General features: G+C 67.2%; 16 protein-coding genes. 10 read left to right on the forward strand and 6 right to left on the reverse strand.

From position 1 onward, the window contains the following. The first annotated feature begins 118 nt into the window (after positions 1–118). Both ACE3P6_RS15145 and ACE3P6_RS15150 read left to right on the forward strand, forming a co-directional pair. Complete coding sequence (locus tag ACE3P6_RS15145) at positions 119–457, forward strand: DUF952 domain-containing protein (protein ID WP_374396583.1); 339 nt, start codon at positions 119–121, stop codon at positions 455–457. Continuing rightward, positions 454–1,515: a quinone-dependent dihydroorotate dehydrogenase gene (locus ACE3P6_RS15150; protein WP_374396586.1), complete on the forward strand. Its 1,062-nt coding sequence runs from the start codon at positions 454–456 to the stop codon at positions 1,513–1,515. Before ACE3P6_RS15145 ends, ACE3P6_RS15150 begins: the two co-directional genes overlap by 4 nt. Before the next feature lie 61 nt (positions 1,516–1,576). Here the strand turns inward: ACE3P6_RS15150 and ACE3P6_RS15155 are convergent, their stop codons facing one another. The 5 genes from ACE3P6_RS15155 to ACE3P6_RS15175 form a co-directional block, all read right to left on the reverse strand. Continuing rightward, entirely contained in the window at positions 1,577–1,813 is a 237-nt protein-coding gene (locus tag ACE3P6_RS15155) for an Lrp/AsnC ligand binding domain-containing protein (RefSeq protein ID WP_374370593.1), read from the reverse strand. Between the two features lie 55 nt (positions 1,814–1,868). Continuing rightward, the gene (locus ACE3P6_RS15160) at positions 1,869–3,404 is read right to left on the reverse strand and encodes an ATP-dependent RecD-like DNA helicase (RefSeq protein ID WP_374396589.1); all 1,536 of its coding nucleotides are present in this window, start codon (positions 3,402–3,404) and stop codon (positions 1,869–1,871) included. Between the two features lie 38 nt (positions 3,405–3,442). Beyond that, positions 3,443–3,628, reverse strand: a complete 186-nt coding sequence (locus ACE3P6_RS15165; protein WP_374396591.1) for a hypothetical protein — start codon at positions 3,626–3,628, stop codon at positions 3,443–3,445. Between the two features lie 122 nt (positions 3,629–3,750). Continuing rightward, positions 3,751–5,043, reverse strand: a complete 1,293-nt coding sequence (gene ccrA, locus ACE3P6_RS15170) for a crotonyl-CoA carboxylase/reductase (RefSeq protein WP_374396593.1) — start codon at positions 5,041–5,043, stop codon at positions 3,751–3,753. A gap of 107 nt (positions 5,044–5,150) precedes the next feature. Then, entirely contained in the window at positions 5,151–6,527 is a 1,377-nt protein-coding gene (locus ACE3P6_RS15175) for a 1-acyl-sn-glycerol-3-phosphate acyltransferase (RefSeq protein WP_374396595.1), read from the reverse strand. Between the two features lie 140 nt (positions 6,528–6,667). On the opposite strand from ACE3P6_RS15175, the gene ACE3P6_RS15180 reads away from it, so the two are divergent. The 6 genes from ACE3P6_RS15180 (at position 6,668) to deoD (ending at position 12,034) form a co-directional block, all read left to right on the forward strand. Next, positions 6,668–8,647, forward strand: a complete 1,980-nt coding sequence (locus tag ACE3P6_RS15180) for a methylmalonyl-CoA mutase family protein (protein WP_374396613.1) — start codon at positions 6,668–6,670, stop codon at positions 8,645–8,647. Positions 8,648–8,719: 72 nt separating this feature from the next. After that, complete coding sequence (locus ACE3P6_RS15185) at positions 8,720–9,115, forward strand: hypothetical protein (RefSeq protein ID WP_374396597.1); 396 nt, start codon at positions 8,720–8,722, stop codon at positions 9,113–9,115. After that, complete coding sequence (locus ACE3P6_RS15190; protein ID WP_374396599.1) at positions 9,100–9,555, forward strand: hypothetical protein; 456 nt, start codon at positions 9,100–9,102, stop codon at positions 9,553–9,555. Before ACE3P6_RS15185 ends, ACE3P6_RS15190 begins: the two co-directional genes overlap by 16 nt. Positions 9,556–9,645: 90 nt before the next feature. Further along, positions 9,646–10,005 (forward strand): DUF1127 domain-containing protein, encoded by a 360-nt coding sequence (locus ACE3P6_RS15195; RefSeq protein ID WP_374396601.1) that lies wholly within the window; start codon positions 9,646–9,648, stop codon positions 10,003–10,005. 145 nt (positions 10,006–10,150) lie between these two features. Next, complete coding sequence (locus tag ACE3P6_RS15200; RefSeq protein WP_374396602.1) at positions 10,151–11,278, forward strand: hypothetical protein; 1,128 nt, start codon at positions 10,151–10,153, stop codon at positions 11,276–11,278. Positions 11,279–11,329: 51 nt separating this feature from the next. Further along, positions 11,330–12,034, forward strand: coding sequence for a purine-nucleoside phosphorylase (gene deoD / locus ACE3P6_RS15205; protein WP_374396604.1), 705 nt, complete (start codon positions 11,330–11,332; stop codon positions 12,032–12,034). Between the two features lie 126 nt (positions 12,035–12,160). Here deoD and ACE3P6_RS15210 read toward each other — a convergent pair whose 3' ends face one another. Continuing rightward, positions 12,161–13,021 (reverse strand): LysR family transcriptional regulator, encoded by an 861-nt coding sequence (locus tag ACE3P6_RS15210; RefSeq protein WP_374396606.1) that lies wholly within the window; start codon positions 13,019–13,021, stop codon positions 12,161–12,163. A gap of 88 nt (positions 13,022–13,109) precedes the next feature. Here ACE3P6_RS15210 and glyA point away from each other — a divergent pair, with 88 nt between their 5' ends. Both glyA and ACE3P6_RS15220 read left to right on the forward strand, forming a co-directional pair. Continuing rightward, positions 13,110–14,429, forward strand: coding sequence for a serine hydroxymethyltransferase (glyA, locus tag ACE3P6_RS15215; RefSeq protein ID WP_374396608.1), 1,320 nt, complete (start codon positions 13,110–13,112; stop codon positions 14,427–14,429). A 49-nt stretch (positions 14,430–14,478) separates the two neighbouring features. Then, the coding region (locus tag ACE3P6_RS15220) for an aldo/keto reductase (protein ID WP_374396611.1) at positions 14,479–15,249 on the forward strand (771 nt) is incomplete at its 3' end.

Genomic DNA, 15,249 nt, shown 5'->3' on the forward strand with positions numbered 1-15,249 from the left:
GCGCAACATTGCGCCCCGAGCGCCGCCGGTGTCAAAGGAACATCACCTCCGGCGGTGTCAGGCCCATGACAGGCCGCAGACCATTGCCAGGTTCCTTCCGCTTCGCTATTCGGCCCCCATGCTGATCCTCAAGATCTTTCGCCGCCCCGAATGGGATGCCTTCCGCGCTGCCGGGGAAACCTTGGGCGCGCCGATCGACCTGGCCGACGGCTACATCCACTTCTCCACCCCCTCCCAGGTGGCCGAGACCGCCGCCAAGTGGTTCGCCACAGAAAGCGACCTCGTGCTGGTCGCCTTCGACCCCGACCGGCTGGGTCCCGCCCTGAAATGGGAGCCTTCGCGCGGTGGCCAGCTTTTCCCGCATCTTTACCGCGCCCTGTGGCTGGACGAGGTGGTCTGGGACAAGTCTCTGCCCCTTGGCGCCACCGGCCACATCTTCCCCGAGGGCCTGCTGTGAGCCTGCTGGAGCGGACCGGCCTCGCGCTCCTGCACCGCATCGACCCCGAACGCGCCCATGCGCTGTCGCTCCTGGCTCTCCGTTCCGGTCTCGCGCCGCTGCCCGGCCCGGTCGACCTGCCCCGGCTGCACACCACCCTCGCCGGGATGCCGCTCCTGAACCCGGTCGGCCTCGCCGCGGGCTACGACAAGAACGCCACCACGCTCGCCCCCCTGTCCCGCGCGGGCTTCGGCTTCATCGAGGTCGGCGCCGCCACCCCCCTGCCGCAACCCGGCAACCCACGCCCGCGCCTTTTCCGCCTGACCGAGGATCGCGCGGCAATCAACCGCTTCGGCTTCAACAACGAGGGCATGACCGCGATCTCGGCCCGCCTCGCGCAACATCCGCGCGGTCCGGTGCCGGTCGGTCTGAACCTTGGTGCCAACAAGACCTCGGAAAGCCGCGCCGCCGATTTCGCCAAGGTGCTCGCGACCTGCGGCCCGCATGTCGACTTCGCCACCGTCAACGTCAGTTCGCCCAACACGGAACGCCTGCGTGACCTGCAAGGCGCGGCGGCGCTGACAGCGCTGCTGAAAGGGGTGATGGAGGCGCGCGCCACCTTGCCCCACCCGGTCCCGGTCTTCCTGAAGATCGCCCCCGACCTGACGCCCGACGATCTCGCCCAGATCGCCGAGGTCGCGCTTGCCTCCGGCATCTCCGGGATCATCGCCACCAACACAACGCTTTCCCGCGAAGGTTTGAAATCTGCAAGCCGGGGCGAAGCCGGTGGCCTGTCCGGCGCGCCATTGTTCGAAAAGTCTACCCGCGTGCTGGCGCAGCTGTCGCAACTGACCCACGGCCTCTTGCCGCTGATCGGGGTCGGCGGCATCAGCAGTGCCGAGGAAGCCTACCAGAAGATCCGCGCTGGCGCTTCTGCCGTGCAGCTTTACACCGCGATGGTCTACCGGGGCATTTCCCTGATCCCCGAAGTCGCCCGCGGTCTGGATGCGCTCCTCGCCCGCGATGGCTTTGCCACTGTCGCGATGGCCGTCGGCACCGACCGCGGCGCCTGGCTCTGAGAACGCCACAGCTTCCTCTTGGTTCAAATACTCATTCTGCCCGGCCCGGCCAGAGCCGCCTTCAGAACGCCTTGAACGTCATCGTCGTCAGTGTCCGCTGGATGCCCGGAATGTCGAACAGCCGCGACGACAGGAAATGCCCGGTGTCCTCGCCCTCGGGGATGTAGACCTTGGCGATCAGGTCGTAGTCGCCGCTGGTGGAATACAGCTCGCTCACCACTTCCCGGTCCCAGATCGCATTGGCGACCGCATAGGTCTGGCCGGGGGTGCAGCGGAACTGGACGAATACCAAAGCCATCGAAAGCCTCCTGTCTTGGCCGGACCCTACGCCCAAGCGTCCGGAAGGAAAAGCCTCACTCCTCGCCCAAGGCCAAGGGTGACGGCGCCCGCTTCAGATCGTCGATCGACAACGGCCCCGAAGGCCGCGCCAGCCGGTTGCGCACCACCCAATGCAGCCGGTGCTGCGCCCGGGTGATCGCCACATAGGCCAATCGCTTCCACAGCGGCACCCCGGCCTCGGACCGCCCGGAATAGGCGGCGGCGGCAAGGTCCGGCGCGAAGACCTGCACCTCTTCCCACTGGCTGCCTTGCGCCTTGTGGATCGTCACCGCCGCCCCGTGCAGGAAGGCCGCCCCCATCCGCGCGGCGTGCGGGATGAACGGCTCCTCCTCGTCCGGCTTCTCGATCTTGATGATCGAGGCCGCCGAAACCTGCGGCTCCTCCGCCCCCACCACATGCAGCCGGGCAAAGCCCTCGCGGTTGCCCTCGCCCAGATAGATCACCTGCGCGCCCTTGATCAGCCCCCGCGCCTCCAGGTCGATCCGCTTCTTGCGATGCTTGAGCGGCAGCTCGATCCCGTCGCAGATCAGCGGCTCTCCCGGCAGAAGCTGGTCCTCCGGCGCGCCGTAAGCGCTGCGAAACGCCTGGATCAGCCGCACCCGCGTGGCGTTGCGCCAGACCAGCACCGGCGAGCGCGCCATCAGCGCCGCCTCCACCCGCTCCGCCCAGACCACCCGGTCGTCCTTGCGCGCCGTCTCCTCGACCAGCCGCTCGAACTCCTCGAACCCGATCCGCTCGTCCCCCAGCGCATGGGCCAGGTCCAGGATCGGGTTGTCCTCGGTCTGCCGGTGGATGCGGTGCAGCACCAGCTTGCGCCCTTCGGACAGCTTGTCGAACACCATCTCACCCGACTGCCCGACCGGGGCCAGCTGCGCCGGGTCGCCGAACAGGACCAGCGTCGGGAAGATCTCGCGCAGGTCTTCGAACTGGCGCTCGTCCAGCATCGACGACTCATCCACGAAGCCCACATCCAGCGGCTCCTCCCGCCGCTTCCAGCCCTTGATGAAATCGCTGCCCTTCAACCCCGCCGCCGCCAGCGCACCGGGAATCGAGGCAACCTGCTGGTAGAACGCATGCGCCCGGTCCAGCGCCAGATCGGTCAGCCCCGCAATCGCCAGACTGTCGATGACGGGCCGCGTCCCGGTCCCCGCCAGCCACTCGGCGATCTTCTCGTATTCCGGGTCGTAGACCGGCGTGTACAAAATCCGGTGGATCGTCGTCGCCGGCACCCCGCGCAGCCGCAACACGCTTGCCGCCTTGTTGGTCGGTGCCAGGATCGCCAGCGTCCGCCGGTCCTTGCGCTTCTTCCCCTCGTAGTCGCCCGAGATCACCTCGACCCCAGCCGCCTTCAGGCCCCGGTACAGCTCCGCCAGCAGCATGGTCTTGCCCGACCCGGCCTTACCCACCACCGCCAGGACCGAGGTTCGCCCCTCGGCCAGGGGCGTCAGCTCCCCCTCGCCCAGGTCGATCCCGGCCCCGACGAAAGCGGCGGCCAACCGGTCGTAAGCCTCGGCCTGGTCGTCGGAAAAGATCAGCGCGGGGGACTGCATCTGGCGACCATAGCCGTTGCAAGACCCAAGCGGTAGGGTCAGTGCATCCTGCGGCCCTTCGTCGGCGGCTTCGGCGGCTCGTCCGGCGCCTCGCCCGCAGCGGCGATCTCGTCCCTCGCCACGTCGATTGTTTCCGAGACCTTGGACGCCAGCCGGGGCAGGCCGTTCTGGGTCGCATAGGAAAGTAGATCCGACAGAACGTCGAAGACCCAGTCGTGACGCATTCAACCCCTCGGCCCGATATCTGTGCCGCCCCCGGTCCGGCCATTCAGAACGGCCAGACCACGGCGACTCACTTAAGCACAGATATCCGGGCGATGGGTGAATTGGTTGTTAAAGGTAGAGTTCAACTGGATTTGCTCGCCTCAAGCGTGTCCTCGAACGTCCGCAACCCGGTGCGCGGCGCCTGAACCAGCACCGCCATGTTGCCCGGCTTGTGCTGGTTCTTCCACATCAGCGTATGCGCCCGCGGAATCTCGGCCCAGGGAAAGACCTCGGACATGCAGGGGTCGAGCCGCCGCTCGCACATCAGCTTGTTGGCCGCCGCCGCCTGCTTCAGATGCGCGAAGTGGCTGCCCTGCAGGCGCTTCTGGTGCATCCACATGTAGCGCACGTCGAAGGTGCAGTTGAACCCGCTGGTCCCGGCGCAGATCACCACCATGCCGCCCTTCTTGCAGACCAGGCTGGACACCGGGAAAGTCGCCTCGCCCGGATGCTCGAACACCATGTCGACGTTCACGCCCTTGCCGGTGATGTCCCAGATCGCCTTGCCGAAGCGCCGCGCCTCCTTGAGCCAGGCGTTGTACTCCTCCGAGTTGACCTTGGGCAGCTGCCCCCAGCACTTGAACTCGTTGCGGTTGATCACGCCCTTGGCGCCCAGCGACATCACGAAATCGCGCTTCGACTCGTCGCTGATCACCCCGATCGCATTCGCCCCCGCCGTGTTGATCAACTGGATCGCATAGGACCCCAGGCCCCCCGACGCGCCCCAGACCAGCACGTTCTGCCCCGGCTGCAGGTCATGCGGCGCGTGGCCGAAGAGCATCCGGTAGGCCGTCGCCAGCGTCAGCGTGTAGCAGGCCGATTCCTCCCAGGTCAGGTGCTTCGGGCGCGGCATCAGCTGCTGCGCCTGCACCCGGGTGAACTGGCTGAACGACCCGTCCGGCGTCTCATAGCCCCAGATCCGCTGGCTGGGGCTGAACATCGGGTCGCCGCCGTTGCATTCCTCGTCGTCGCCATCGTCCTGGTTGCAGTGGATCACCACCTCGTCGCCGACCTTCCAGCGCTTCACCTTGTCGCCCACCGCCCAGACGATGCCCGCAGCATCCGAGCCCGCGATATGATAGGCCGCCTTGTGCCCGTCGAAGGGGCTGATCGGCTGGCCCAGCCCAGCCCAGACACCGTTGTAGTTGACGCCTGCCGCCATCACCAGGACCAGCACCTCGTGACTGTCGATCCTCCAGGTGTCGACCACCTCCTGCACCATCGCCTGTTCCGGCGCGCCGTGCCGCTCCCGGCGGATCGCCCAGGCATACATCTGCTTCGGCACATGGCCCATCGGGGGCATCTCGCCCAGCTCGTAGAGGTCCTTCTTCGGCGCGTCGTAGGTGACGGGTGCAGTTTGCGTGTCCAAAGCCAACTAAGCCTCCAGGTCAGATGCCGCGCCGCAGAATCGCCGCGCCCTTGACGGCAGATAAAACTCCATCGCGCAATTTTGCAATAGTCGGAACCAGTAATATTGAAATTTTATGTCTGCGGCGTCGCAGCAATGCCGATCTCCGGCACCGAAGCCGCGTAGAAGTCCAGCAGTGGGCGTTCGACGGGCACCGGCTGCAACTCCGCCGTTACCAGCCCGCGCCGGATCAGCGGCGCCAGCCCTTCGTCCAGCACCGCGCCCACGCCTTGCGGTGGCAGCTTCAGCACCGCCCCCGCCGCCTGCAACCGCTGAACCAGCGCCTCGACCCGCCCCCGCAGCTCGTCCCGGCTCGCCGCGCCGTCACCCAGCGCGCGGGCCACCAGCGGCACCGGCAGCACAGGAACCACGGCGCCGATCGCCGCCATCAGCCGCTCGCCCAGCCCCTCGACTGTCCCCCCCTCCGCCAGATGCGCCCGCAAGGAAACCGGAGCGCCGAACCCCGCCGCCGCCGTCCCGAAACCCTTCGTCCGTCCCCGGAACCGCGCCCACAGGAACCGCACCGCGTGCAGCGCCACCCAGAACGGCCGGTTCCTGAAGCGCCGCGTGCCCGACTGCGCCGCGTCGACCAGCACCCGGTCCTCGAGCACCCGGTCATAGCCAAGGCCCACCGGCACGAAGACCACGTCGCGCGACTCCGGCGTCCAGCCCTCGACGATATAGCTGATCAGCCCCAGCTTCGCGGGCCCCACCCGCCCGTCCAGCGACAGCCCGCCTTCCGGGAACATCGCCTGCGTCGTGCCTTCCTCGGTCGCCATCTGCACATAGCGCGCCAGCACCTTGCGATACAAAGCGTTCCGGCTGCCCCGCCGGATGAAATAGGCCCCCATCGACCGGATCAGCGCCGAGAGCGGCCAGACCCGCGCCCATTCTCCCACCGCATAGCTGACGGCAGACCGCCCCGCGACCAGCCAGGTCACCAGCACATAATCCACGTTCGAACGATGGTTCATCACGAAGATCACCGTGGCCTTCGGGTCGATCCGCTCCAGCGCCCGGTCCACCTTGCCGACCCGCACCCGGAACAACAGCCGCGACAGCCACTTCGCCGCCCTTGTGCCGAAGCCGAAGTAGACCGTGGCCGAAAACCCCGGCACGATCTCGCGGGCATAGCGATGCGCCTCCTCGAAGGCCACTTCCCCCGGCACCCCGGATTCCGCCGCCTGCGCCATCGCCGCCTCGACGACCGTCCGGTCATAGGCCAGCCGCGCCACCATGTCCGACCTTTGCGCCAGCTTGAACAGGTCGATCTTCCGGTCCAACCGCGCGTTCAACCGCGCCAGTGCCTTCTCCGCCCGGCGCCGGAAGAACCAACGCACACTTGGAAACAGGAAATGCGTGGCAAAACTGACCGCCGCGAAGCCGAGGATCAGGACAAGCAACCAGACCGGAACCGCCACCGTGCCGAACATGGTCTCACCCTGCCCCATACCGGCAACCTCGTCGATGACTTCGTCACTCCTCGGAAGACCCCAGCGACGAGAAGCCGAAGGCGCACGAGGAGCAACGCCGCAGCGCAGCGATTGACATTGGCACGATCTTTCCCATATGCCATCATCAGCGCAATAAAATTACCCGCCCGACTCGCGAGGTCCTCATGTCCGAAAAACCCTGGCTCTTCCGCACCTATGCCGGCCATTCCACCGCCGCGGCCTCGAACGCGCTTTACCGCACGAACCTCGCCAAGGGTCAGACCGGCCTCTCCGTCGCCTTCGACCTGCCGACCCAGACCGGCTACGACAGTGACGACCCGCGTAGCCGGGGAGAGGTCGGCAAGGTCGGCGTCCCCGTCGCCCATCTTGGCGACATGCGGGCCCTGTTCCGGGACATCCCGCTCGACCAGATGAACACCTCGATGACGATCAACGCCACCGCCCCCTGGCTCCTGGCGCTGTATATCGCCGTGGCCAAGGAGCAGGGCGCCGACATCGCCGCCCTGCAAGGCACCGTGCAGAACGACATCATCAAGGAATATCTCTCGCGCGGCACCTACATCCTGCCGCCGCAGCCGTCCCTCCGCCTGATCACCGATGTCGCCGCCTATACCGGGAAACACCTGCCGAAGTGGAACCCGATGAACGTCTGCAGCTACCACCTGCAAGAGGCCGGGGCCACGCCGGAACAGGAGCTGGCCTTCGCCCTCGCCACCGCCTGTGCGGTCCTTGATGATCTGAAAGTGAAAGTACCAGCGGCAGATTTCCCCGCGATGGCGGGAAGAATGTCGTTTTTTGTCAATGCCGGCATCCGCTTCGTGACCGAACTGTGCAAGATGCGCGCCTTCACCGCGCTTTGGGACGAGCTTCTGGAAACCCGCTACGGCATCACCGACGCCAAGCATCGCCGCTTCCGCTACGGGGTGCAGGTCAACTCCCTCGGCCTGACCGAACAGCAGCCGGAGAACAACGTCTACCGCATCCTCATCGAGATGCTGGCCGTCACCCTTTCCAAGAACGCCCGCGCCCGCGCCGTGCAGCTTCCCGCCTGGAACGAGGCCCTGGGCCTGCCCCGCCCCTTCGACCAGCAATGGTCGCTGCGGATGCAGCAGATCCTCGCCTACGAGACCGACCTTCTCGACTACGACGACCTTTTCGACGGCAACCCCGCCGTGGACCGCAAGGTCGATGCGCTGAAGGCCGGAGCCTTGGAAGAACTCGCCCATATCGACGCGATGGGGGGCGCCGTCGCCGCCATCGCCTACATGAAATCCCGTCTGGTCGAGGCCAATGCCGAACGCCTCGCCAAGATCGAATCCGGCGAAACCACCGTCGTCGGCGTCAACCGCTTCACCACCTCCGAACCTTCGCCGCTGACCACCGGCGACGGCGCGATCATGACCGCCGATCCCAAGGCTGAAGCCGACCAATGCGCCCGCCTCGCCGACTGGCGCGCGACCCGTGATCCGGCGAAAGTTGCCGAAGCCCTCGCCGCACTGCGGCAGGCCGCGCAATCGGGCCAGAACATCATGCCCGCCTCCATCCTCTGCGCCAAGGCGGGCGTCACCACCGGCGAATGGGGCGGCGCGATGCGCCATCTCTACGGCGAATACCGCGCACCGACCGGCGTCTCCCGCAACCCCTCAAACCGCACCGAAGGCCTGGAACCCGTCCGCGACGCCGTGGCGCAAGTCGCCACCAAACTCGGCCGCCCGCTCCGGCTCCTCCTCGGCAAGCCCGGCCTTGACGGCCATTCCAACGGCGCCGAACAGATCGCCGCCCGCGCGCGCGACTGCGGGATGGAGATCACCTACGACGGCATCCGCCTCACCCCGCAGGAAATCGTCACCGCCGCGACCGAGAAACAGCCCGACGTGATCGGCCTTTCCATCCTGTCCGGCAGCCACCTGCCGCTGATCCGCGAAACGCTGGACCTGATGCGGGAGGCGGGCCTTGCCCAGCCCCTCGTCGTCGGCGGCATCATCCCGGACGACGACGCGAAAACCCTGAAGGCGATGGGCGTGGCCCAGGTCTACACCCCCAAGGATTTCCAGCTGAACCGCATCATGCTGGACCTCGTGGCCCTGGCGGACCCCGCCCAGATCGCCGCCGAATAGGGTTTTCCTGCCTTTCCGGGCCGTCGGCCTCGCCCTACCAAGGTCTCGACTGCAACCGGAAAGGCCCGCCCCATGCGCACTGCCCTCGCCCTGATCCTCCTCGCCACCCCGGCCCTTGCCGAAGACTGGCCCCCCGAAGTCGCCGCCATCGTCGAGGAAGCCAGCGCCAGTTGCGACGGCGACTTCACCGCCGCCCCCGAGGCCGTCACGCAAGCGGACCTGAACGGCGATGGAACCCCCGACTGGGTGGTGGACAGCGGCGCCTTCCAGTGCTCGACCTCGGCCACCCTTTATTGCGGCACGCAGGGCTGCGGCGTCGACACGGTGATCGACGGCACGCGCGCCAGCTTCACCCTGCACGACTGGGCCACCGAGACCGAGAACGGCACCACCTACCTCACTGCCCCGAACGACCAGGGCGGCACCACCCGCTTCCTCTGGAGCAATGGCGAATGGCAGATCCAGTGATCCGCGCGGCGCTCCTTTTCGCCTTCGCCACACCCGCCACTGCTGGAACGCCCGTCGCCCTGCAATCGCTCCTGAACTACCACCAGGCCGCCTGCACCGCCCAGGGCGGCGCCCTTACCGTCCCGGAGGACGCAGTGAGCGAAGCGCATTTTCTCGATGCAGGGGCCCCGGCCCTGATCCTCGACAGCGGCAAGCTCACCTGCTCCACCGCGCCCGCCATGTTCTGCGCAGACGGCATCGGTTGCGAGCTGAACGTCTTCCAGGGCGAGGCGCAGCACAGCCTGATCGTGCTGGACTGGTCGCTTGTCCCCGACGGCGACCGCCAGATCCTGCAGGTCACCATCGCGGGCACGCTGATCAACCGGCCCGAACCCGGCACCTTCCGCATGACCTGGGATCAGGCCACGGCCGCTTTGGTGGAAGTCGATCCACTAGAATGACCCGCCCGACCGGAAGCTTGACGTAAATCAAGGCTCATCTGCCGATGACGGGCCTATCCGGGAAGCACACAGCCCACCGGAGCCCCCGCCATGTTCGATCGTATCCGCAGCCTGATCGACCGCTTGCACGAAGTGCAGGAGGTCAACTCCCTGTCCGACCGCGACCTCGACGATCTCGGCATGAGCCGCGAACAGGTTCTGGGCTTCCTGAAGATGCCGCGCGACATCAGCGAGCGTGTCACCGCGATGGGCCGGATCTTCGGCGTCCCGGAGGTCGAGTTGAAGCGCGATCATGCCCAGTGGGTCGACCTGCTCACCGTTTGCGGCCACTGCGCCGACCGCGCCGCCTGCGCGCATGTCCTGGCCAAAGGGACTGCCGCCCAACCGTCCGACGCGCCGTTCTGCGGCAACCGGGACAGCTTCGGCGCGATCATCGTGAACGCCGGCTGAGCCCGGCGCCACAAGAACCATTGTTCCGTGCCTGACGGTCTGGACCGACCCGGTTTCCGCAGCGCAAGATGACCTTGCGACACCCCCGCATCGACACGCGGCATGTTCTGCGAACCGCTTGACGCTCCGGCGGGCATCCCACAAGATGCCCGCAATTCCGGTTGAAGGCAAAGTCATGGGCGCGAATGCGCGGGAAAGTCTGACGCGCAGGCGCAAGGACGATTGGGTACAGGGCCAGTATGCGCAACTGCAGTCCGTTCCGCCCGCCATCGGCAGGCCCCGCCATCTGATCTTCACGGCGCTGACCCGCTTCGGACTGGGCGGCAAGGGCAAGGTCTATATTCCCGAGTACTTTCCCGGCTTCACGCAGCGGCTGGCCGAGGCGGGCGTGGACTGCAGTTTTGTTTTCAGCGAAGACGAACTTGAGGCCGCCCAGGACGACCGCGACACCGCGATCCTGCATATCTTCAATGAAGAGAAGGCCTACCCCACCAACGCCCGCATCCGGCAGGCCGAAGCCCGGGCGGGCGTGGTCTTCTGTTCGCAGCGTGCCGCACAGATCGCCGCCGTGAAGCCTCGCGCCAATCGCTTCCTGACCGCGCGCGGCATCACGATGCCGCCTCTGATGCAGGGGGCAACCTCGGATGCAACCGTCTTTTCAAACGCCGCGATTGGATCAGGCCGCCGAACGGCCGTCGTTGCCGAAGGCAAGGATCTGGACCCTGGCCGATACAATACCCGCTTCATAGACACACGCCTGAGCTTCGAGGGCACGACCTATCACACGATGTTCCGCATCCAGGCCGTCGGTCGGAAGGTCCAGCATGCCTATCCCCGCGCCCGCGATGTCAACCAGCGCTCCGCCTCGGTCCACAGCAAGGACACACCAGCCAACGGCCCCCTGATCGAGTTCCTGTTCCAGACCCTGATCGAGCCGAGGCGAGAGGAAATCGAACGCCACGCGCTCGCATTGGGCGAGATTCTGGGTCCGGGATTTTACGCGCACGACATGGTCGTCTGCAACGCCACCGGCGCGCTTTACATGGTTGAAACGGGGTTCAAGTTCAATGATACACCCTATGCAACCTACCTTGAGCCTGACGCAGAACGAATGCCGTCGAACCGCATCTTCTATACCGGGGAGTATCCGGTCCGCGCTGCCGAGCTGTTCCTGGCCGAATGGGACAATGCCCGGCAGAACGGCCAGCCCGATCCGACCGGGACAGATCTATGGGAAGATCCGGCGTTCCAGAACGCCCCCGCCTCGGAATAAGCCTCTTTCGGCCGACCGCTCATCCCCGACCCGTCGCAGGAGACCAAACCCTTGACCTTCCACATTGGCGCCAAGCCCGGCGACATCGCCGAAACCGTCCTGATGCCCGGCGACCCCTACCGCGCCCGCTGGGCGGCAGAAACCTTCCTCGAAGGCGCCGTGCTGGTGAACGAGGTGCGCGGCATGCTCGGCTACACCGGCACCTGGCGCGGCCGGCGCGTCACCATCCACGGTTCGGGCATGGGGATGCCCTCGCTCTCGATCTACGCCAACGAGCTGATCCGCGACTATGGCGCCAGGACCCTGATCCGCATCGGCTCGGCCGGGGCCTTGCCGACCCATGTCAAGGTCCGCGACGTGATCCTGGCGCAGACCGCCTCCACCGTCGGCTCGCCCTCGCGCACGATCTTCAAGGAGCTTAACTTCGCCCCCTGCGGCGATTTCGGCCTTCTGTCAAAGGCTTACGCTGCCGCCACCGCCAAGGGTACCCCGGTCCATGTCGGCGGCATCTACTCCTCCGACACCTTCTACGACGAACGCCCCGACCTCTCGGACCAGCTTCTCCGCCACGGCTGCCTGGGCGTCGAAATGGAAGCCGCCGAGCTTTACATGGTCGCCGCCCGCCACGGCGCCCGCGCCCTGGCCATTCTCACCGTCTCGGACCACATCACCACCGGCGAGGCGCTGCCCGCCGACCAGCGCGAGCGCAGCTTCGGCGCGATGGTGGAAATCGCGCTGGAAGCCGCCCTCGGCTAGAACAGAATGGGATGTGCCGAGGGCGGCCTGCCCGGCCTGCAGTCCAAGGATTTTCTAGAAAATTCTTGGACTTGATCCAGCGGAAGAGCATTTGATCCTGTCGCGACCCGCTTCCGCAACGGGTCCCTAACCCGCCAGGAAATCCGCCACCCGGGCCACGGCGCTGCCCTTCGCCTGGGGCCGTGCCGACCACAGCCGGAGGCCCGCCGCCAAGCTGACCCTTTGGGAAAACGGCGCAACCAGCGTGCCCCGCGCCAGATGGCCCGCCACCAGCGGCCCATGCCCCATCAACACCCCGGCCCCGTTCACCGCCTCCTCCACCGCCAGCGCATAGAGCGAAAACGCCGGTCCCCGCACCGCCACATCCACGCCGACCGCCTGAAGCCAGACCTCCCAATCCCGGTCCCAGGCCGTATCCGACAGGCAGGGGACCGACCCCAGTTCCTCCACCCGGACCAGCCGCGCCGCAAGCGCCGGGGAACACACGGGAAACAGCGCATCCTCCGCCACCAGCCGCCCGCCCGCCTCCGCCGGAAACAGGCTCAGGTCATGCAGGCTGCGCTTCAGGTTCGGCGGCGCCTCCAGCGCGGTGATCGACACCGAAATCTCCGGCGCGGCGGCCCGAAGCGCGGGCAAACGCGGGGAAAGCCACAACTGCGCAATCGCGGGCAAGGTCGCAATGTGAACCTCCTGCGGCAAGGCCAGCGCCCTGAGCCGCACCTCCGCCCCCGCCAGGGCATCGAAGGCCCCAGTCAACTCCTCCACCGCCGCGAGGCCCAAGGCCGTCAGCCGCACCCCCCGTGCCTGGCGTTCAAACAAGGCCGCCCCCAGCCGGTCCTCCAGCGCCTTCACATGCGCCGTCACCGCGCCGGGCGTCACCCCCAGCTCCGCCGCCGCCAGCGTGAACGCCCCCGTCCGCGCCGCCGCCTCGAAGGCACGCAGCGCGTTCAACGGCAACCGGGTCAGGGGTGGCGGCGCGACAGGCATGGCTCAGCTTTCCTGACCCTAATTTTCCGCAGAACTGATTTGTCCGCAAGCCCTGCGCCGCCTAACCTGCCGGAAAAGGAGTCCCGCCATGCCCCACCTCGCCCCTCGCCCCTGGGTCCCGCAAGCCTGCGAGACCTATATCCAGCGCCTTGCAACCGACGCCGGGAAACCCTCGCCCAAGGTCGCCGCCCGGCTGGACGCCCTCATCGCGAAGAACCGCGAAATCCACGACCAGGACTGCTTCAACCTCAACCCGGCGACCAACGTGATGAACCCAAGGGCCGAGGCCGCGCTGGCCTCCGGCATCGGCTCGCGCCCCTCGCTCGGCTACCCCGGCGACAAATACGAAATGGGGCTGGAGGCCATCGAGGAAATCGAGGTCATCGCCGCCGAACTCGCCGCGGAAATCTTCCACGCGCGTTACGCCGAGATCCGCGTCGCCTCGGGTGCCTTGGCCAACCTCTACGGCTTCATGGCGCTGGCGAAACCCGGTGACAGCATCATCGCGCCCCCCGGCACCATCGGCGGCCATGTCACCCACCACGCCGCCGGTTGCGCGGGCCTCTACGGCCTCACCACCCACCCGGCCCCCATCGACGCCGATGGCTATACCCTTGATCTGGAGGCACTTCACGACCTCGCCCATGCCGTCCGGCCCAAGATCATCACGGTCGGCGGCAGCCTGAATCTCTTCCCCCACCCCGTCGCCGAGGTGCGCAAGATCGCCGATCAGGTCGGCGCCAAGGTCCTGTTCGATGCCGCCCACCAATGCGGCATCATCGCGGGCGGGGTCTGGGCCAACCCCCTGACCGAAGGCGCGCATCTGATGACGATGAGCACCTACAAATCCCTCGGCGGCCCCGCCGGCGGCCTCATCGTCACCAATGATGCGCAGATTGCCGAACGGCTCGACGCCATCGCCTTCCCCGGCCTCACCGCCAACTTCGACGCCGCGAAATCCGCCGCCCTCGCCTACACGCTCCTCGACTGGCGCGATCACGGGGCAGCCTATGCCAAGGCGATGACCGACCTCTCCCGCGCGCTGGCCACCGAACTCGGCAAACTCGGCCTCCCCGTCTTCGCCGCCGACCGCGGCGCCACCACCTCGCACCAATTCGCCATCGAGGCCGCAGCGTTCGGTGGCGGCCAAGCCGCCTCCAAGACCCTGAGGAAAGCCGGTTTCCTCGCCTGCGGCATCGGCCTGCCGATCCCCGAAATCCAAGGCGATCTCAACGGCCTGCGCATCGGCACCCCCGAGCTTGTCCGTCGCGGCGTCACCCCTGCCGACGCGCCCGCGCTGGCCGCCCTGATCGCCGAGGGCCTGCGCTCCAACGCCCCGGAAACCGTCGCGCCCCGCACCAGGGCGCTGCGCGCCCGCTTCCAGGGCCTGCACTTCGTCAACGCTTGACCATCCTCGCCCCGTCCCGTCTTCTGCCGCCAAACTACAGGAGACGGCGATGCGGCAACGGCACCTCGGCAGGAACGGCCCCCAGGTCTCGGCCCTCGGCCTCGGCTGCCTGTCCTTCGGCGGCATGTTCGGCCCGACGACCGAGGCCGAGACCCTCCGCACCCTCGACGCCGCCTGGGACGCCGGGATCACCCTTCTCGACACCGCCAACCGCTATGGCGAGGGCGTCAGCGAGACGATGATCGGCCAATGGCTGAAGACCCGCCATCACCGCCCCCATATCGCCACCAAGGCCGCCTTCTCCGACGACCCCGCCCGCCGCATCGACAACCGCCCCGACCACCTGCGCGCGGAACTGGAAGGCTCGTTGAAGCGGCTGGGCGTCGACCATGTCACCCTCTTCTACGCGCACCGCCACGACCCGCAGGTTCCGGCCGAAGACCTGGCGGGCACCATGCAACGCCTTGTCGAAGAAGGCAAAATCCTGGGCTACGGCCTCAGCGAAATCGGCCCCTACACGCTGGAACGCTGCCACGCCGTCCATCCCGTGATGGCCGTGCAGAACGAATACTCGCTCTGGACCCGCACCCCGGAACTTGGCCTGATCCAGCGCTGCGCCAGCCTGGGCGTCGCTTTCGTCCCCTTCTCTCCCCTCGCCCGCGGCGCCTTCGGCACCCCGATGGCCAACCCCGCACTGTTCGCGCCGAAGGAATTCCGCACCCGCATCCCGCGTTTCCACCCTGAGAACTGGCCGCACAACCGCGCGAAACTCGATGCCTTCCACGCCTTCGCACGGGACAGGGGCTACTCTCCCGCCGCC

This window comes from Tabrizicola sp. (assembly GCF_041911175.1).
In the GTDB taxonomy this organism is placed as follows: domain Bacteria; phylum Pseudomonadota; class Alphaproteobacteria; order Rhodobacterales; family Rhodobacteraceae; genus Tabrizicola.

Excerpts from the sequence above, each read along its gene's own strand:
- ACE3P6_RS15175 (WP_374396595.1), bottom strand. The coding sequence starts at position 6,527 with ATGGGGCAGGGTGAGACCATGTTCGGCACGGTGGCGGTTCCGGTCTGG.
- ACE3P6_RS15155 (WP_374370593.1), bottom strand. The coding sequence starts at position 1,813 with ATGGCTTTGGTATTCGTCCAGTTCCGCTGCACCCCCGGCCAGACCTAT.
- ACE3P6_RS15145 (WP_374396583.1), top strand. The coding sequence starts at position 119 with ATGCTGATCCTCAAGATCTTTCGCCGCCCCGAATGGGATGCCTTCCGC.
- ACE3P6_RS15160 (WP_374396589.1), bottom strand. The coding sequence starts at position 3,404 with ATGCAGTCCCCCGCGCTGATCTTTTCCGACGACCAGGCCGAGGCTTAC.
- glyA (WP_374396608.1), top strand. The coding sequence starts at position 13,110 with ATGCCCCACCTCGCCCCTCGCCCCTGGGTCCCGCAAGCCTGCGAGACC.
- ACE3P6_RS15185 (WP_374396597.1), top strand. The coding sequence starts at position 8,720 with ATGCGCACTGCCCTCGCCCTGATCCTCCTCGCCACCCCGGCCCTTGCC.
- ACE3P6_RS15165 (WP_374396591.1), bottom strand. The coding sequence starts at position 3,628 with ATGCGTCACGACTGGGTCTTCGACGTTCTGTCGGATCTACTTTCCTAT.
- ACE3P6_RS15210 (WP_374396606.1), bottom strand. The coding sequence starts at position 13,021 with ATGCCTGTCGCGCCGCCACCCCTGACCCGGTTGCCGTTGAACGCGCTG.
- ACE3P6_RS15195 (WP_374396601.1), top strand. The coding sequence starts at position 9,646 with ATGTTCGATCGTATCCGCAGCCTGATCGACCGCTTGCACGAAGTGCAG.
- ACE3P6_RS15200 (WP_374396602.1), top strand. The coding sequence starts at position 10,151 with ATGCCCGCAATTCCGGTTGAAGGCAAAGTCATGGGCGCGAATGCGCGG.
- ACE3P6_RS15190 (WP_374396599.1), top strand. The coding sequence starts at position 9,100 with ATGGCAGATCCAGTGATCCGCGCGGCGCTCCTTTTCGCCTTCGCCACA.